This is a genomic window from Coprococcus sp. OM04-5BH (genome assembly GCF_003482105.1).
In the GTDB taxonomy this organism is placed as follows: Bacteria; Bacillota; Clostridia; order Lachnospirales; family Lachnospiraceae; genus Coprococcus.
On record NZ_QULM01000002.1, the window covers coordinates 352,207 to 369,485 of the forward strand.

Below are 17,279 nucleotides of genomic sequence, written 5' to 3' on the forward strand. Positions count from 1 at the left end.
GTCTTCACCTCCTACTTTTTCTTTGACGCCAGGATCTGTTTTCTTGTACCTGCTATGGTCTGGGTCAGATGTCTCTTCGCCGGACAGATATAAGAACAGCATCCACATTCGCAACATTCCATGCCGTGATTTGCAAGGAATGCATCTATATTTCCATGCTCTGCGTACTTTGCCAGAAGTGATGGAACCACTCGTCCCGGACATACGGATACGCAGCGTCCGCATCTGATACAGTTGGACGGCTCGTACTTTGTAACTTCATCATGGGTCATGCATAACAAAGCTGAAAGTCCCTTGACTGATGGGATATCCAATGTGTACAATGCCTTACCCATCATAGGGCCGCCGGCTATGATTTTCTCCGGCATCTTATCATCCTTGAAACCGCCTGCTGCCTCTATAAGCTCCTGACAGTTGGTTCCTGTTCTTACAAGTAGGTTGCAAGGCTCCTTTATGGCATCACCGGTAACTGTAACTATCCTTGATATAAGAGGCTTGCCTTCAACAACTGCCTCATATATTGCCACTACTGTATCTACATTATGTACTATACAGCCGGCATCGGCAGGAAGCATTTTTGAATTGACATACCTTCCGGTATTTGCATATATGAGCTGTCGCTCAGCTCCCTGAGGATACTTTGTCTTTAATTCATTGATTGTTATCTTATCGTTGTCCTTGGTAAGCTCTCTTAAAAGCTTGATAGCCTCATGCTTGTTATCCTCTATGGCTATGATACCCTTGGCATTATCAAAGAGATTTATACAGATTTCAAGTCCATGGATCAGCTTCTCCGGCTCCTCAATCATTCTTCTGTAATCGGAAGTAAGATACGGCTCACACTCAGCTCCGTTGACGATTATGTAATCAATCTCGTCCTCGTTCTTAGGAGTAAGCTTGACATTTGCAGGGAAGCCAGCACCACCCATACCGACAATACCTGCCTCCTTGATGATATTTCTCACATCATCCCTGTACAATGTTTCAAGCTCCATCTTGTTCTGTGAATAATCTACAGACTCGAACAGGCCATCATTTTCAATAACTATGGAATTAACCTTACTGCCACTTGATGTCATACGTGGCTCAATCACCTTAACGGTTCCTGAAATTGACGCATGGATATTGGCTGAAACGAAGCCTGCGGCTTCTGCTATCTTCTGTCCTGCCAGTACTCTGTCACCTTTTTTTACGATTGGCACAGCAGGAGCACCTATATGCTGACTTAATGGATATACGCAATCTCCCTTTGGGAGATATTCCACTACGGGCTTGTCCATGGTCAACTTTTTTCCTTCATTGGGATGGATACCACCTGGGAATGTTAATTTGCCCATTGATCTACCTCTTTCCTGGTTATTTGTATGTCTGTGACTACCCCTTCTACCAACATGAAACAGCGGTAAAAATATCCGTAAAAATATCCGTAAAGATATCCGCAAAAATATTGATAAAAATAATCACAAACACACCCTTTATAATAATACTTTAGGGGCTTAAAAACAACCAAAATATAGTGGAAAATTTTGATAGAAGTGTTGATCAAATGCTATATGTTGATTAATTGGTATATGTCTGTCAGAATCTGGTCTGTGAGAGAAATTTTATTTGTCAATATTTACTCTGTAGGTAATGGCAACTGCCAGGATACCTGTAACGATACCAGCTATGGTTCCTGATATGATAAGGACCGGGGCATAATAAAGCACATGCTGATCAGCCAGCATAATCATTGCAAGAACCAGCTGTCCCATATTGTGAGCCACACCTCCTGCTATACTTACGCCTGCAATAGAGAAGAATTTTAGTTTACATAACAATGTCATAACCAACAGACTTACCATAGCACCCGCAAGACTGTACAGCATTACTGTTATATTCCCGAACAACATGGCTGACAGCACTATCCTTATAAGGGATACCAGCACTGCTCTTCCCACACCAAGCTTGTGAAGTACCACTATGGTAACTATGTTTGCCAGTCCCAGCTTCACTCCAGGCACACCTACGTTTATCGGTATAAAGGTCTCAATATATGAAAATACCATAGCAAGGGCAATAAACACTCCTGTTACAGCTACGTTTTTAGCTGATGAATGGGATGTAGCTGAAGTCTTTGAGTCTTTGCTGTTTTTGATATTTTTCCTATTTTTGATATTGTTTTTTGATGGCTCTTTTTTTGCTTGTTTTTTCACTTGCCTTTTTGTTGATTTATTGGATTTGCTCATAGTATGTTTTTATTGTCCTGTCAATTTTCTTCTTCGTCTTATTTCTTTTTTATCTTATTTGTTTTTTCCATTCTGATAATTCTTGTTTATCTTATTTGTTCTTCCAATTCTGATAATTCTTGTTTATCTTATTTGTTTTTCCAATTCTGATAATTCTTGTTTATCTTATTTGTTTTTCCAATTCTAATAATTCTTGTTTAATTTATACTATCCTGTTTAAGACGTTTTTACTCAATAGCATAGTCAGCTTCTAATCGGCTTACCTGATATCATAGTCAGCCCCATCTCCTCCGGTCACTGTCACGATGACCTTGTGTGGCAGGCATACAATAGACTCGCCGTTCTTGCTTATACTTCCCTGTTTCACACATAAACGATCAGGGCAATCCGCGTCCTTCATCATGGCTTCTCCACCTTTGATCACAAGAGTATTATTTCCATTCTTACCATTGATGGAATAAATTCCGTCATCCTTAAGACTATATGTGGCAGTTTCCTTTCCGTCCACATACACCTTAACCTCACTACCGTTTTCAGGCAGAAACTTCATACACAGATATGCAATTATTCCTATAACAAGCATCGTCGCCGCCAGTATAAAATCTCTTTTAATTACCATTTCCTTTATTTACCATTTCCTGCTATATGTGATTCTCTTTGTTATATTTTCCGGACACATGAATTTCTATTATGTTTATATTTGTATTTGTGCATTTGTATTTGTGCATTACCTGACGTAAAAAATTCCTTTGCCTTATGAACGTTATTGACTTGTTCTCAAAATATTGAAATTCAGGTCACGGAATTTCTTTACCTTTCTTGACTCATTTTCCAGTATTCTAAATTCAAGTCATTATTTTCCACTATTATTTATGACCTATTTTAAGGATTTTAACTTTCAGGTCATTTCTTTTCGCTTTTTTTCTTGACCCATTTTCCAGTATTCTAAATTCAAGTCATTATTTCCCACTATTATTTATGACCTATTTTAAGGATTTTAACTTTCAGGTCATTTCTTTTCGCTTTTTTTCTTGACCCATTTTCCAGTATTCTAAATTCAAGTCATTATTTCCCACTATTATTTATGACCTATTTTAAGGATTTTAACTTTCAGGTCATTTCTTTTCGCTTTTTTTCTTGACCCATTTTCCAGTATTCTAAATTCAAGTCATTATTTCCCACTATTATTTATGACCTATTTTAAGGATTTTAACTTTCAGGTCATTTCCTCTTGCGTTTTTCCTTGACTCTTTCCTCGAATTTTAACTTTTAGGTCATAGCAAGAGATATACCCGTCGGAGCAGGCATTTTCTCCTGCCAAATCAAATTTCTTTTCCCTCTTTGAAACGCTTCATCATCTCATTTGTCAGGCTGAACTCTCCCGGTTGAAGGACAATGTCCTTTCTGTGCACCCATTCCGCATATTTAAGCTCTTCGGAATCCATGTAAATCCTGTCATCTCCGTCAACATCACAGTAAAATCCAAGGAGGATATCATTTGCAGAGCCCCATGGCTGAGACTTGTAATATCTTATATTCTTCACCCGGACGCCTGCTTCTTCCATCACCTCACGCTGGACAGTTTCCTCCATTGTCTCACCGATCTCAGTAAATCCGGCAACAAGGGCATTATACCTGAAACCTGTACGGTATCTGGTGATCAACAGCTTATCGCCGTTAGTAACGCCCACGATCACTGCCGGCATGATCCTTGGATATGCAGTATAATGACACGCCTCACAGACCATGGCTCTCTCTTTTTTTGAATGTATCATTCTATGCCCGCACCTTCCACAGAACCTTGTGTCCCGATACCAGTCTGCCAGATGCTTGCCTGTAATAGCTGCAAATAAATGATCGTCCGGTCCAATTCCTTCTTTCCTCAGGCTCCTCTCATCAACGTATGCATATCCTGCCGGAATTTCTCCCGATTCAAGCATGGTATCAAGAAGAAAATACTTTGTTTCATCTATGGAAAAGAGATAACGCAGTTTTTCCCCTTCACTTTTCATACAACTATCTGCACCATCCTTCACCTTGGGAAATGCGACCTTGTTGACATCCTTTACTCCCGGAAATACAATTTCACTGACATCCTTCACCCTTGGAAATACAATCTCATTGTCTTCAAAGCGGCACTCCTGAACCAATATCTTCCCCTCTGTTATGCACAACAGAATATCTTCGTTCCCGGCATGTACCTCCGGATCAAAATGATTATTAAGTTTATGAGGATAAATATCCTGTATCATATGCACTGCCTCCTAAATTACACATATGCCAAGCCATCAAAAAAGACAAAGGGCTGACGCTACATCTCAAGTTTTCAAAGAAAACTTGAGACATTTTCAATTATCCCTTTCATGATCAGAAGATCATTTACTACATCTCCGGTCTCCATGGAATGATTAGCATTTTCTGTTATATATAATGGCAAATTTCTCTTCCTGCACTCTGTCTTTATAAGCTCCGTATCTGCCCACGGATCAGCAGTTCCATGAAATACTATTCCCGGCTGTTTAATATATGCAAATGACTCAGGCACCGGAGTGAAATAAATATGTCTCGCATTTATATGATTTTCATCTGCAAAAGCGGCAGCAACGGCAGTTCCGACACTTTTTGAAATAAACAAAATCTCATCGTATGATCTGAAATCAATTTCCTGTAACTGCTTTGTGGCATATTTTAATGCAAGCTTAAAGGCTTCTAACATTTTCTCCGGATTTCCTTTCACTCCTGAAGGCAATACACCGTACTTCACATCTGCAATCTTATATCCCTTATTCATGACAAGCTTCTTACTGTAATATAAGAGAGGCTTGTCTGCATGATAACCTATTCCCGGAAACAATACTGCTATTTTCTTCATAACTTTTCCCTTCCTCTGGCACAATCACATTTGTTCGGCGGCAAGTCGATTGTGCCATTCCAATATGTGTTTTCAACACATAGGCACAATCACTCCACTACCTTATAGTTATTGTCTTTTATTGTAAATTTGTCAACAAGTCCATCAGTTATGTAGACTTGTTTATCTTCATCTATCATAATAGCCTCGGCGTTATATTTCTTCAGAACCTTCATGGCATCTTCTCTCCCCATGAGTATGCACACTGTAGACAGGGCGTCACTGACCGCCCCACTATCACACACAACAGTAGCGGATATGATCCCTGTGTCCGCCGGATAACCGGTCTTAGGATTTAGTATATGATGATATCTCCTGCCGTCCTTTATGAAATATTTCTCATAATCTCCGGATGTTGATACATATACCGGTTTTTCTGTGGAGTCAATGCTCAGGATCCCACACATATTTTCCGTATCATCGTCATCAACCCTTGGATTTTTAATTCCGACCTTGAACTCTGTATCCTCCGAACCATTTCCAGGCTTCTTTCCATACACAAGTATACTTCCGCCTACAGATACACAGGCGCCGGTCACTGATGAACCACTGATAATTTCATACAGTTCATCACAGGCTATACCCTTACCCAGGGCTCCAAGGTCAAGCATCATCCCGGTTCTGTCTATTGTAACTCCATAGCTGTTGCCATTTTGACCTTTTTCTGTGCTTACCGTCACATGACTGTATCCCACATTCTTGAGTGCCTCAGCTATATCTGCGTCTGCAGGTACTTCTGTGCTGCCATCCTCTATGCCCCATACATCTGCAAGGGGTCTGATGGTAATGTCAAATGTGCCATTGCTGTCATCACCGATCCTTAGAGCCAGCTCAATGTATCCGGCAAGCTTCTCATCCAGTTCATAAGCCTGCCCCGGAACATAATTATTGTTTACGTCATATATGGCAGAGCCTTTCACGCGGAATGAAAGGTACTGCTTCTCCAACTCATCAAGCTTCCTATATATCTCATCATGCACGGAACTGCTGCCACCGTAGGTAACCACCGATATGGCCGTGCCCATAGCTGTTCCTTCTGTTCTTATGCTTTCGGTGTTTCCGCCCTTTCTTCCGGCAGTCCACGCCAATGCCACACCGAGCATCACGAGAATTGTACATATTATAAAAATTTTCAATTCACTTCTCTTCATATCATACATCTCCTGCCAACATCACCCCATCGTCGTTTCGTCAGTATCAGTACATATATTTATTCAACGTATTACACTTCATCAAAACCACCATATACCTTAAACACTTTACACTTCACCAGAACCATCATATATCTTAAACACTTTACACTTCACCAGAACCATCATATATCTTAAACACTTTACACTTCACCAAAACCATCATATATCTTAAACACTTTACACCTCATAAGCACCACTATATATATTCAATTCATGCAATCCATGGCACTTTCTTCGGCAAATAACCGGTGTTTATAACCTGCATTTTACCAACCGTCTGATTTATAAGAAAAATTAATAAAATCTTTATAGATTTAGCACCAGTAATCTTATAATATCACTTGCTTAAAGTCAACGTAATAGATATAATTAACAGGCAGAAAATAATCAACAAATGGTGAATAAAATGATACTTGATTGTCAAAACATCTGCAAATCATTCGGTGTAGATGACATACTAAAAAATATAAGTTTTCATCTTGAAGACAAAGAAAAAATGGCCATTGTGGGAATAAATGGTGCAGGAAAAACAACCCTTATAAAGATCATCATAGGCGAGGAGCCTGCGGACTCCGGCCAGGTGATAATCTCCAAGGACAGGACTATAGGCTATCTTTCACAGCATCAGGACATGAATTTTAACGACACAGTATACAATGTTATGCTGGATGTTATGAAGCCTATTATCCAACTGTCGGAAAAGATCAGGGAACTGGAGCTTGCCATGAAGGATCTTGAAGGTGATGAGCTTGCAAATATTCTTGAGACCTATAACAGATATACCCATGAATTTGAATATAAAAACGGCTACGCCTACGAAAGCGAGCTTACAGGCGTCCTTAAGGGACTTGGTTTTGCCAGGGAGGACTTCGACAGACATGCAAATACCCTGTCTGGAGGTCAGAAAACCCGTCTTGCCCTTGGTCGTCTCCTGTTACTTAAGCCCGACATTATTATTCTCGACGAGCCTACCAACCATCTGGACATGGAGTCAATCTCCTGGCTTGAAGGATTTCTGGCAGCTTATCAGGGAAGCGTTATAATCGTGTCCCATGACCGTTATTTCCTTGACAAGATAGTGACTAAGGTTGTGGAACTGGACAATGGCGAGTCCCATGTATATAACGGAAATTACAGCTACTACGCAGAGAAGCGTTTTGAGATAAGGGCAAATATGATGAAGGCCTACCTTAACCAGCAGGCCGAGATCAAACATCAGGAAGAGGTTATCACAAAGCTTAAACAGTTTAATCGTGAGAAATCCATCAAGCGTGCCGAGAGCCGCGAAAAAGCCCTTGATAAGATAGATCGTCTGGAGAAGCCTACAGAAGTCAACAGCGAAATGCATATCGTCCTTGAGCCATCAGTACTCAGCGGTGATGACGTTCTGACCATAAGAGGTCTTTCCAAATCATTTGCAGACAATACCCTCTTCACTGACCTTGACATGGACATCAAGCGTGGGGAGCACGTGGCACTGATCGGTGGAAACGGAACCGGCAAGACCACTATACTTAAGATGATAAACCGTCTCCTGGCAAAAGACGCAGGAACCATCGTTCTGGGCTCAAGAGTCCAGATTGGCTACTACGATCAGGAGCACCAGGTACTCAATATGTCCAATACAATATTTGATGAAATAAGCGACGCGTATCCTGAGCTTACCAACACAAGGATAAGAAATGTCCTGGCAGCCTTCCTGTTTACCGGGGATGATGTATTCAAAAGGATCGGTGATCTCAGTGGTGGTGAGCGTGGTCGTGTAAGTCTTGCGAAGCTCATGCTCTCCGAGGCGAATTTCCTTATCCTTGATGAGCCTACCAACCATTTGGATATTGTATCAAAGGAGATCCTGGAGAATGCCATTAAGAATTACACCGGCACCGTCCTCTATGTATCTCACGACAGATACTTCATTAACCAGACTGCCTCAAGGATCATAGAGCTTAAGGATAAAAATCTTCACAATTACATCGGCAATTATGATTACTATGAAAGCCACCGGAATTATGATACCGGCACCCCGTCAGGCTTCTCCTCCGTATCCGGTCATACCGTGTCAGAGAAGAACACCTCAGATTCAGAGGCTAAGCTTACCTGGCAGGAGAACAAGGCAAGGCAGGCAGCCCTCAGAAAGAAAGCAAATGAGCTAAAAAAACTTGAGGACAAGATTGAAAAGCTTGAAAATAATATTGCCGAGATCGACGAGCAGTTTTCACTTCCCGAAAATGCAACAAATTCGTCACTGTTAAATGAACTGACTTCGAAACGCAACGCCCTGCAGTCAGAGCTTGATGAAGCCTATGAAAAATGGGAAGAAATGTCGGAATAAGAAAGGCTTATAGCAGTATGAAAGCATTTTTTAAAAAATACAGCCACGCATGGGTACTTATTTATATATTTATATATTTTCCATGGTTTTTATACCTTGAGAAAACCGTAACAATGGATTTTCATGTTATACACTGCCCTTTAGATGACAAAATACCTTTTATAGATGTATTTATAGTCCCATACATGCTATGGTTTGTATATGTAGCCGCCACACTTATATATCTCTTCTTCTACTCAAAGAGTGAGTTTTATTATAGCTGCGGCTTCCTTATAAGCGGAATGACACTGTTTCTGATCATTTGCACCATATATCCAAATGGTCTTACATTAAGACAGTCTATCGTACTTAACGATAATGTCTTTTCAAGAATTGTGGACTTCCTGCAGAAGACAGACACATGTACTAATGTCCTTCCAAGCATACACGCCTATAACAGTATTGGCTGTATGATCGCCATACTTAAAAGTAACGGCATGAAGAGCCATAAAATACTTAAGATATCTTCGGTTGTACTTACTGTTTTAATAATTATGTCAACCATGTTTCTTAAGCAGCACTCAGTCATTGATGTAGCGTCAGCTGTCATAATGTCAGTGGTATTCTATTTTGTGTTCTATGTACTTATATACAGGCACAGAACTGCCACAAAAGAAACGCAATAAGCAAAATAAAATCAATGTTTATGATAATACAGATAAGCTATCAGTATATACAAGCATATTGCATTTTCCCGGTTAGCTTGACAGACAAAGACTCTTTGGATCAATTAAATCCAAAGAGTCTTTGTACTATATGGTATCCTGTTTTTGACAGGTATCGTCCCGCTTTTCCAGGAAGGTTCATAACCACACCAAGAAGTGCATGACGAACCTCTCTGTATAATTTTTTATCCTTATATTTCAGGTATGCCCACAACTTCTTCTTCTTCTCAAGGCATTCCTCCGTACCTCCCACGATGCATATAATAGAGCTTACGCACATCATCATCTCAAGGTACTGTAACAGAAAAGTATACAACTGCTTATTCAGATTCTTCTTCTTGGTGAAGTAGTTGATAAGCTCCTTGTTAATATATATCTGCTGATCAATACGCTTTACCATAGTCTGTTCATTTACAGACTGGTCAGCTCTTCCTATGAAATATCTGTACAGATCCACATTCACATACATAAGTGTATTTACATACATCATCGGTACAAATACAAATATGTTGTCCACATAGAAGGTATGCTTAGGAAGTGAAAGCTTTATGTCCTTAAGTATCTTTGTCCTATAGATAACTGAGTGCATGAGCACATATTGATACTGTCTGAACTTTATCCTGGCTGAATCCCAGGTAAGAAGTTTATCCTCCTCAAGGGCTCCCGTATAACGCATTACACGCTTCTTCTTTCTGCCTACCTTGTCATATACATAATTTGAAATCAGAACATCAAGCTCCGGCTCCCGCTCCTCATTCTCAGCCGCCCAGGCAAATTCTCTAAGTACGCTTAATACTTTCTTCAAAGGCTCGCTACTCAACCAGTCATCACTATCAACCACCTTGAAATAAAAGCCTGTGGCATTTGCGATTCCATAATTAACCGCATCACCGTGACCACCGTTTTCCTTGTGGACCACCTTTACTATTGATGGATACATTCTTTTATATTCCTCGGCAATCTTCGCAGTGTCGTCCGTTGATCCGTCATTTACAATGATGATCTCAACTTCTTCTCCCCCAACAAGTATACTGTCTATACATTTTCTCATGTAATCCTGTGAATTGTAACAGGGAACCGCCACCGATAATATTTTATTTTTCATAACAGTTATGTAAACCTTTCTATCATCTTACAAATTCTTCAGAAACAGCCTCTCTAAGTCTATATCTGAAAGCTTTCTCGTATTCTATGTCATCCTCAACACTGTGACTTGTCTCTTCGAAGTAACTCTTGTTAATATCATCCATAGAGTATATCTTAGGACTGTTGCTGTTCTTTGTCCAATATAACACAGCCCCCTCTACTTTGTCAGCACCAAAATATTCACCAAGCCTGGTCTTACAATCCTCATCACAGGTGAGAACATGCCCTATTCCCGAAAGAGTTCGCTTTAGTATATCAGCTTCAATGATATATCCATCAAAATCCAATGCCCATTCAGGTATAATATCCGGCTTTACGAGAACTATGATTGGAAGCTTTCTGGTCTTATCTTCAACCAGGTCATAGAGCTCCGGATAACTTACCATCCTTGCCTTGACATTCTCACCAAGGGTTCTTCCGCAGTCAATATATCCAACCTGATTATATATATCTCTCATGAACTTTGGTCTGTTATATCGTCTCTCCCTTGAATTCATGGTCTCACATATATTCTCACCATGGAGCATAAGTCCCACATTATCCTCATGTATGGTCGCTCTTGAATGCCAGATAACTCCGGGTTCGTCACAGCTTATATGTTGCATATCCATATAAAGCTCTTTGTCTTTTTTAGTTATGTCAACCTTGTATCCTATGGTCTCATAATGGACATCACACATTTCCTTCGGCATTTGCTTGAACACAGGATTCATATGCTGGTATACCCAGTCATATATTATCTCGCATGCTCTCTCAAAACCATTTCCATCTATGTAGATACTCTGGTTATATACATAATCCGAAACTAACGGATGAACCTCTGAACGTATATCCTTATTGCTTACTCTTACAAACTGCTCCTTATCCAGCAGCCCTGAAATATACTCATCGTGGACTATCTCCTTGTTTATGAGATATATTACCCTGTCCGGTGTAAGCTTCTTGTGATATTTCTTATTCAAAAGAATATACACAAGCTGAACCTTTGACACTGCAAAAAATTCACTTACCTTGTCAGGATTTTCATTGAAATATGTTCTGATCTCCGGTTTAAGATCATCCTGTGTGATCCTTAACCTGTATTTGCTTCTTATGGCATATTCCCAATTTCCTGCCTGAAACTGAGTTCTTGCAATATTGTCAAATATCTGCATTATGGACCAGTCGCACAGCTCCAGATTGGCAATGATGCTGTTCATTACCCTGGCAAGCTTCTCCTGCCCATCCCACAGATTGTTTGGATGTTCCGGGTCATCAATCTTGTATTTGTATCTCATCTCGTGCTCAATCTCATGCCAGCCCTCGAAAAGTACCGTCCTTAGCTGTACCTCAAAGGTCTGGTCAAATGGATACTCCCATAAGTCATTGGTTATATTCCTCAGATATCGGCTTGGTATCCTGAACACACCATTACACTTCTGGGCCTCAAACTTGTTCTCTTCCCATTCAGACTTTGACCAGTTATCATTCTTGAAGGTATCCTCAAGAATCTGCTCACATATCCTTATATCCTCCGAATAAAAAAGATTTATTCTTATACCGATTATATCCTGTATCTTTCTGCCATTGTCATAATTACTGTACTTTCCCGTGGCAAGCTTATGGATTATAGACTCATCCGTCTTAACTCTTGATATGGTATGAAAATAAATACCTGCATTTGTGAGTTTGGTATCTATACTCTGTTCAATGGCAATCCTTATATTGTTCAATTCCGTTAAATTCTTGCTGCTTATTAATCCTTCCAAATAATCACCCCATAATATGCGAAGAAACCCCCTGATCGTCCGTCAGGGAGTCTTTCATTATATTAGATATTAAATATATTAATTGTTGTCTACCTTTATTGCATGGTTAAGTTTAACAATTTTAGTAGCATACGAATTTCCGCTGCCAGGTGTAAGGTAACAGTTATTGCAAATGTAAACTGAATTATTTGAACCCATTCCACCTTCTATACACCAGTATGCTGAATCATTTCCCTCGTAATAGCCCCCCCAGGTTTTTACGTTATTTGCAATGACGGTGTCTGAAACTCCCATGTTCTTAAGGTAAGTCTTCAGGGAATCTACAGTGGAGAACTTGCCAATATAGAGTGAAATATGGGTAGTATCGCCACCCTGCTCATATATTATAAGATCTCCCGGTTCAAGATCATTGTAATTGAAATCCACGATATTCTTATTGAGAACTATATTCTGGTTCTCAACCCATGCTCCGTTGCTGGCATATGTAAGCTTTCCGTACACAGTGCCCCACCTCCAGGCTCTTATCATCGGTGAACCTGTTGCTAATATTCCGCCTGAGGACTGGTCCTTAAATCTCACATCCCTCTCTGAAGCTACATTGTCGCCGCCGATCAATGCAAGTGCCAGATTGGTAAATGTATTACAATACAGGGAATTTGTTCCCAGATACTTCTTAAATACTCTTGACATCCACACGTCATTATCCCATGAAAGTCCTGCCACAGCCTTTCTCTCTGTGGCATATCCGTACTCATTAAAGACATATGCAAATCCGCCTACTGTTGCCTCACCCACATAGCAGACACCATTTTCATATGGATAATAATATACAACATCGCCATTAATCTTGGCTGCTCTTACTCCTCTAGGTGCAAGGGCAAGCTTCTCTCCTGTCTTGTATGTTGTAGTCTTGGTTGTTGGATTATAGCTTACATATTCTGTTACAAGCCCCTTGTCATTTACATAGAGGACACTCTTGTCAGCATAGTCCTTCCAACCCATTACATCAACCTGAGAACCTGCTGAATTCAGCCATACATAACCATTGTCCACTGATGCAATCCTGCCTGTAAGCTTGGTCCACTTATCACTGCTGATATCATAGTCCCATACAGTACCTGTATAATCCACATTGTAGAAATTACGTGCAAGATAACATCTTGAAGCATATCCATTTGCACAGAAATACATCTTTATTCCTGTTGAAGTCTTAAACCAGGCACCTGACTTGGATACAAACTTATTGTTCACACAACTATACAGTGTGTACTTATTTCCAGCAAAGGCAACCTTCTCTGTTATAAGCCCCTTGGTAACATTTATATAGTAATTAGAGCCGTAGAGCACAAACTTATCTCCGGTAACCCTCTTACCTTCCTCGAAGTACATATAGTCTCCGGATATTATATATGCACCCTTCTGTACCGTAGTGTATGCACCATTTGTAAAAATCTCAAGAGTTCCGGCTTTGTCCTCATCATCATAATCTTCTTCATAATATATTCTTGAATTTGAACCTTTTGCGTCAAAGTATCTTCTTACATTGTTTGAGGTCTTCCATATGTTAGTCGCGAATTTACCGTATTCATCCAGAAAATAGTAATAGCTGTTGAACTGATACATCTTATTCTGTACCAGTGTCCAAGACTTATTCTTATATTCCTGTATAGTGTTTCTGTATTTCTCATTTGAATTTGTGCTGTCTATAAGTCTTACGGTTGCAAGACCATTTGCACCAAAGTAAAATGACATACCATAAAGAGGAGCGGCATATTCATTCTCAGCAATAATCCACTGGCTTCCCTTTAACTTCCAGTACTGGTATGTATTCTCATAATTTGTAAGCTTGTGTATACACTTACCCTGATTGATATACAGATGATAGGAGTTGTTGTACTTCACCCATGTGGTTCCTGTATAATGCTTTCCGTTTCTGAAATAATAATAGGAGTCACCTACCAGATATGCACCTTCAGTTACATTGCTCCACTTTCCCTTGGACAACATCTCACAAGTGCCTCGTCTTGATGTTTCTGAGTAATCATATCCGTAGTAATTCCTTATGTTCTTACCGGTTCCGTCAAAATACATCTCAACCTTATCAACTGTAACCCAGGTTGCCTTAACGATCTTGCCAAATGCGTCGGTATAATATTTGTTGCCCTCGAACTCCACAAGCTCCTTAGGCACTACCTTACCATCCTTGAAGAAGTACTTCACCCCGTCCACGTCAACAATTCCGTCTGCGAAATCCTGATCTACATAGTAGAGACCACAAAACCATCCGTCGGGAGAAACTGAGTAAGTACCTGTGTATATAAATGTATTTCCAAGCTCTTTATCCTCGTCCTTTATCTCTACGTTTACTATCGAATTGTCTTCGTCATAATCTGCCACATCAGGCTGAAGCTCTTTCTTGTTCTTGCCATCTGCTGAATATGTACTGACACTGTTGCCCTTATCCTTTATATCTACGAAGAAGCTGTCATCATACTTTCCTGAATAATCACTTAAATACTTGTCATAATCTGCAATTACCAGATAATATTCGTCTTCATATGTGACAAGTACATAGGCAACCTCATTCGCCTTGTCCTCGGCATATCCAACGAAATAATCCTCATCCTCTGCATATTCAAGAACGAAGGTGCCGTCATTCGCATTTGATATTACATGATTTTCTCTGTCGATACTAAACTCTGTCTCAGCTCTACGTGTGGTATCATCCGGTGTTGCCACCTGATCAGCCTCTGCAAATGCTACTATCCCAGTCTGCAGTGCTGCAAGGGATACTATACATATTCCTGCTTTTTTTATATTTGATAATCTCATCTTTTTCCTCACATTGTTTTTTAACTGTTTTTTTCTCTGATAAATACTATATGTGGTGGTTTAAAAAACAAACCGGGGAATATTATACCATGAATTTAACATTTTCTCAACATAAATGTAATATTTTTTGTATTTCTATAACTCTTTCTTTATCTCAAACCAGTTTTTCCTGCACCCGATAATCCCCTCTTTTTTCATCCTGCCAAGCTCCTTTGACAACGCACTTCTCTCCACTCCCAGGTAGTCTGCCATGGCTTGTCTGTCAAACGGGATTTCGAATGTATTGCTTCCCTGTCTTACTGCCTCTGCTGACAAATACATTACAACTCTTTCTCTTATGGTCTTTGCTGAAGTATAAAAGTTTCTCCTTGAAAGATTCAGGTTCTTCATGGCTGTCATCCTGAGTAAATTCTGTAACATTACCTGCCTCCAGCTCCCTACACGCTCTTCTTTATCTGCGTGCTCCAGCCCATCCATGTCAACAAACATTATCTCCGAATCCTTTGCAGCCACTGCCTCGACCAATAACGGCTCAGTTCTTATCATTGCATAGCTCTCTGCAAATAACTGTCCAGACTCCACATATCCCATTACATTTCTGTTTCCGTAAAAATCATGATTTACGATCATTACTGCCCCAGACATCACAATGCCAAATTCATGTATCTTCTCACCGGAATAAAATATCACTTCATCCTTCCTGTACTTCTTCGTATTTATATTCAACACTTCTGTGATTTCATTCCAGTCATTTTCATTTATATTTTTAAATATAGGATAATTTTTTATTTTGTTATACATTTATGTAAACCTCATTTTTTTATTTTAAATACTTTTTTCGTAATTTTTGTCAAATAATTTTTCCGCTTCTTAAAACTTATGTAAACTTATTTTTATTCCTGTAACTTGTTTTTCTGACTTTAACTTGTTTTTCTGACTTTAACTTGTTTTTCTCATAGTTTATTCTATCATAATTGTTTTTTCAAAATTATGTTAGAGATAAATTTTATATTTTGTGGTTCTAACCACATATTTGCGTTTTGAAATATATTATATTCTTTTTGCAGACACAATAGAACAAACTATCAAAGGAGATTTTTATGATTCGTAGAGTAATTAATATTGATGAAGATAAATGTAACGGCTGCGGCATATGTGTTAATGCCTGCCATGAAGGTGCGATCGGTCTTGTTGACGGTAAAGCAAAACTCATGCGGGACGATTACTGTGACGGCCTCGGCGACTGTCTTCCAACATGTCCTACCGGAGCTATTACATTTGTAGAAAGGGAAGCTGTCCCTTATAACGAAGCTGCCGTCATGGAAAATAAGAAGAGAAATCAGCAGGCAAATAATAATGCCGGCAATAATAACAACAATAATAATGGTGGTAACAATAACAGCAGCAATAATAATATTGACAATAGTGGTCATGCTGCGGTGCATGTACACTCAGGTTGTCCGGGATCCATGATGAGAAGTCTGAGGAACAGAAATATCAATGACTCAGTTTCCGAAAATGACGGCATTACAGGTAATCAAGCCATGCCTTGTGCGATCCAATCACGACTTGAGAACTGGCCTGTACAGATCAAGCTTGCACCGGTAAATGCACCTTATTTCAAAAATGCTAAACTGCTTATTGCGGCTGATTGTACTGCATATGCCTATGCAGGCTTTCATGACAAATTCATAAAGGACAAGATTACATTGATCGGATGTCCTAAGCTTGACAGCACTGATTACAGTGATAAATTGAGTGAAATCCTTAGATACAATGATATCAAGAGTATCACTGTTGTCAGAATGGAAGTTCCTTGCTGTGGCGGTCTCGCCCATGCAGCCATGGAAGCTCTGAGAAAAAGCGAAAAAATGATTCCATGGAATGTAGTTACCATATCCCTTGACGGGCATATTATCGATGAATAAACAGCTCACAGGATTAAACCGTCTTCAGCCCTTGTGAATAAAGGGTTGGAGGCGGTTTTTATCAATACGTTTTTCCCTATAGCTCTCAAATGCAAAAAAGAAATCATATTGCACTTGACTCGTTGTCATAAAAAGAAAAGAACCTAAACACTTCGTGCTCAGGTTCTTTTCTTTTTCACAAAATATATACAATAAAATGTTCTTTCAGAATTTCATACAAACAGGAAATGCAAGTTTCCAATACTTCAAAGCAATCA

13 protein-coding genes are annotated in these 17,279 nt (G+C 39.6%); 3 read left to right on the plus strand and 10 right to left on the minus strand.

The genetic code is table 11. The annotated features are described in order from the left end of the window. Window positions 1-11: 11 nt before the first annotated feature. From rsxC to DXB54_RS07160, 6 genes are all read right to left on the minus strand, one after another. Window positions 12-1,337, minus strand: a complete 1,326-nt coding sequence (rsxC, locus tag DXB54_RS07135) for an electron transport complex subunit RsxC (RefSeq protein ID WP_118694705.1) — start codon at window positions 1,335-1,337, stop codon at window positions 12-14. 267 nt (window positions 1,338-1,604) lie between these two features. Continuing rightward, a complete protein-coding gene (locus tag DXB54_RS07140; RefSeq protein ID WP_243104771.1) occupies window positions 1,605-2,195 on the minus strand; it encodes a Gx transporter family protein in 591 nt (196 codons plus the stop codon). A 292-nt stretch (window positions 2,196-2,487) separates the two neighbouring features. Beyond that, a complete protein-coding gene (locus tag DXB54_RS07145) occupies window positions 2,488-2,847 on the minus strand; it encodes a NusG domain II-containing protein (protein ID WP_118694707.1) in 360 nt (119 codons plus the stop codon). Window positions 2,848-3,550: 703 nt separating this feature from the next. Continuing rightward, window positions 3,551-4,480 carry an NAD(+) diphosphatase gene (nudC, locus tag DXB54_RS07150; protein ID WP_118694708.1) on the minus strand — a complete coding sequence of 310 codons (930 nt, stop codon included), beginning with the start codon at window positions 4,478-4,480 and terminating at the stop codon, window positions 3,551-3,553. A gap of 74 nt (window positions 4,481-4,554) precedes the next feature. Then, on the minus strand, window positions 4,555-5,100 hold the full coding sequence (locus DXB54_RS07155) for an alpha/beta hydrolase (RefSeq protein ID WP_118694709.1): 546 nt from the start codon (window positions 5,098-5,100) through the stop codon (window positions 4,555-4,557). Between the two features lie 89 nt (window positions 5,101-5,189). Beyond that, window positions 5,190-6,290, minus strand: a complete 1,101-nt coding sequence (locus DXB54_RS07160) for an FAD:protein FMN transferase (RefSeq protein WP_158578204.1) — start codon at window positions 6,288-6,290, stop codon at window positions 5,190-5,192. A 448-nt stretch (window positions 6,291-6,738) separates the two neighbouring features. Here DXB54_RS07160 and DXB54_RS07165 point away from each other — a divergent pair, with 448 nt between their 5' ends. Beyond that, complete coding sequence (locus tag DXB54_RS07165; RefSeq protein ID WP_118694711.1) at window positions 6,739-8,664, plus strand: ABC-F family ATP-binding cassette domain-containing protein; 1,926 nt, start codon at window positions 6,739-6,741, stop codon at window positions 8,662-8,664. Between the two features lie 113 nt (window positions 8,665-8,777). Then, window positions 8,778-9,329: a phosphatase PAP2 family protein gene (locus DXB54_RS07170; RefSeq protein ID WP_330426367.1), complete on the plus strand. Its 552-nt coding sequence runs from the start codon at window positions 8,778-8,780 to the stop codon at window positions 9,327-9,329. A 100-nt stretch (window positions 9,330-9,429) separates the two neighbouring features. Here the strand turns inward: DXB54_RS07170 and DXB54_RS07175 are convergent, their stop codons facing one another. From DXB54_RS07175 to DXB54_RS07190, 4 genes are all read right to left on the minus strand, one after another. Beyond that, window positions 9,430-10,473, minus strand: coding sequence for a glycosyltransferase family 2 protein (locus tag DXB54_RS07175; RefSeq protein WP_021937898.1), 1,044 nt, complete (start codon window positions 10,471-10,473; stop codon window positions 9,430-9,432). 22 nt (window positions 10,474-10,495) lie between these two features. Then, a complete protein-coding gene (locus DXB54_RS07180; protein ID WP_243104772.1) occupies window positions 10,496-12,262 on the minus strand; it encodes a hypothetical protein in 1,767 nt (588 codons plus the stop codon). Window positions 12,263-12,340: 78 nt separating this feature from the next. After that, a complete protein-coding gene (locus DXB54_RS07185) occupies window positions 12,341-15,094 on the minus strand; it encodes a hypothetical protein (RefSeq protein WP_118694713.1) in 2,754 nt (917 codons plus the stop codon). A 135-nt stretch (window positions 15,095-15,229) separates the two neighbouring features. Then, a complete protein-coding gene (locus DXB54_RS07190) occupies window positions 15,230-15,895 on the minus strand; it encodes a Crp/Fnr family transcriptional regulator (protein WP_118694714.1) in 666 nt (221 codons plus the stop codon). Window positions 15,896-16,194: 299 nt separating this feature from the next. Here DXB54_RS07190 and DXB54_RS07195 point away from each other — a divergent pair, with 299 nt between their 5' ends. After that, a complete protein-coding gene (locus tag DXB54_RS07195) occupies window positions 16,195-17,022 on the plus strand; it encodes an ATP-binding protein (RefSeq protein ID WP_118694715.1) in 828 nt (275 codons plus the stop codon). Window positions 17,023-17,279 lie beyond the last annotated feature (257 nt).

Bases quoted from the DNA above. Each gene is read 5' to 3' on its own strand.
- rsxC (WP_118694705.1), bottom strand. From the start codon at position 1,337: ATGGGCAAATTAACATTCCCAGGTGGTATCCATCCCAATGAAGGAAAA.
- DXB54_RS07160 (WP_158578204.1), bottom strand. From the start codon at position 6,290: ATGAAGAGAAGTGAATTGAAAATTTTTATAATATGTACAATTCTCGTG.
- DXB54_RS07155 (WP_118694709.1), bottom strand. From the start codon at position 5,100: ATGAAGAAAATAGCAGTATTGTTTCCGGGAATAGGTTATCATGCAGAC.
- DXB54_RS07170 (WP_330426367.1), top strand. From the start codon at position 8,778: ATGGATTTTCATGTTATACACTGCCCTTTAGATGACAAAATACCTTTT.
- DXB54_RS07190 (WP_118694714.1), bottom strand. From the start codon at position 15,895: ATGTATAACAAAATAAAAAATTATCCTATATTTAAAAATATAAATGAA.
- nudC (WP_118694708.1), bottom strand. From the start codon at position 4,480: ATGATACAGGATATTTATCCTCATAAACTTAATAATCATTTTGATCCG.
- DXB54_RS07195 (WP_118694715.1), top strand. From the start codon at position 16,195: ATGATTCGTAGAGTAATTAATATTGATGAAGATAAATGTAACGGCTGC.
- DXB54_RS07175 (WP_021937898.1), bottom strand. From the start codon at position 10,473: ATGAAAAATAAAATATTATCGGTGGCGGTTCCCTGTTACAATTCACAG.
- DXB54_RS07165 (WP_118694711.1), top strand. From the start codon at position 6,739: ATGATACTTGATTGTCAAAACATCTGCAAATCATTCGGTGTAGATGAC.
- DXB54_RS07185 (WP_118694713.1), bottom strand. From the start codon at position 15,094: ATGAGATTATCAAATATAAAAAAAGCAGGAATATGTATAGTATCCCTT.
- DXB54_RS07145 (WP_118694707.1), bottom strand. From the start codon at position 2,847: ATGGTAATTAAAAGAGATTTTATACTGGCGGCGACGATGCTTGTTATA.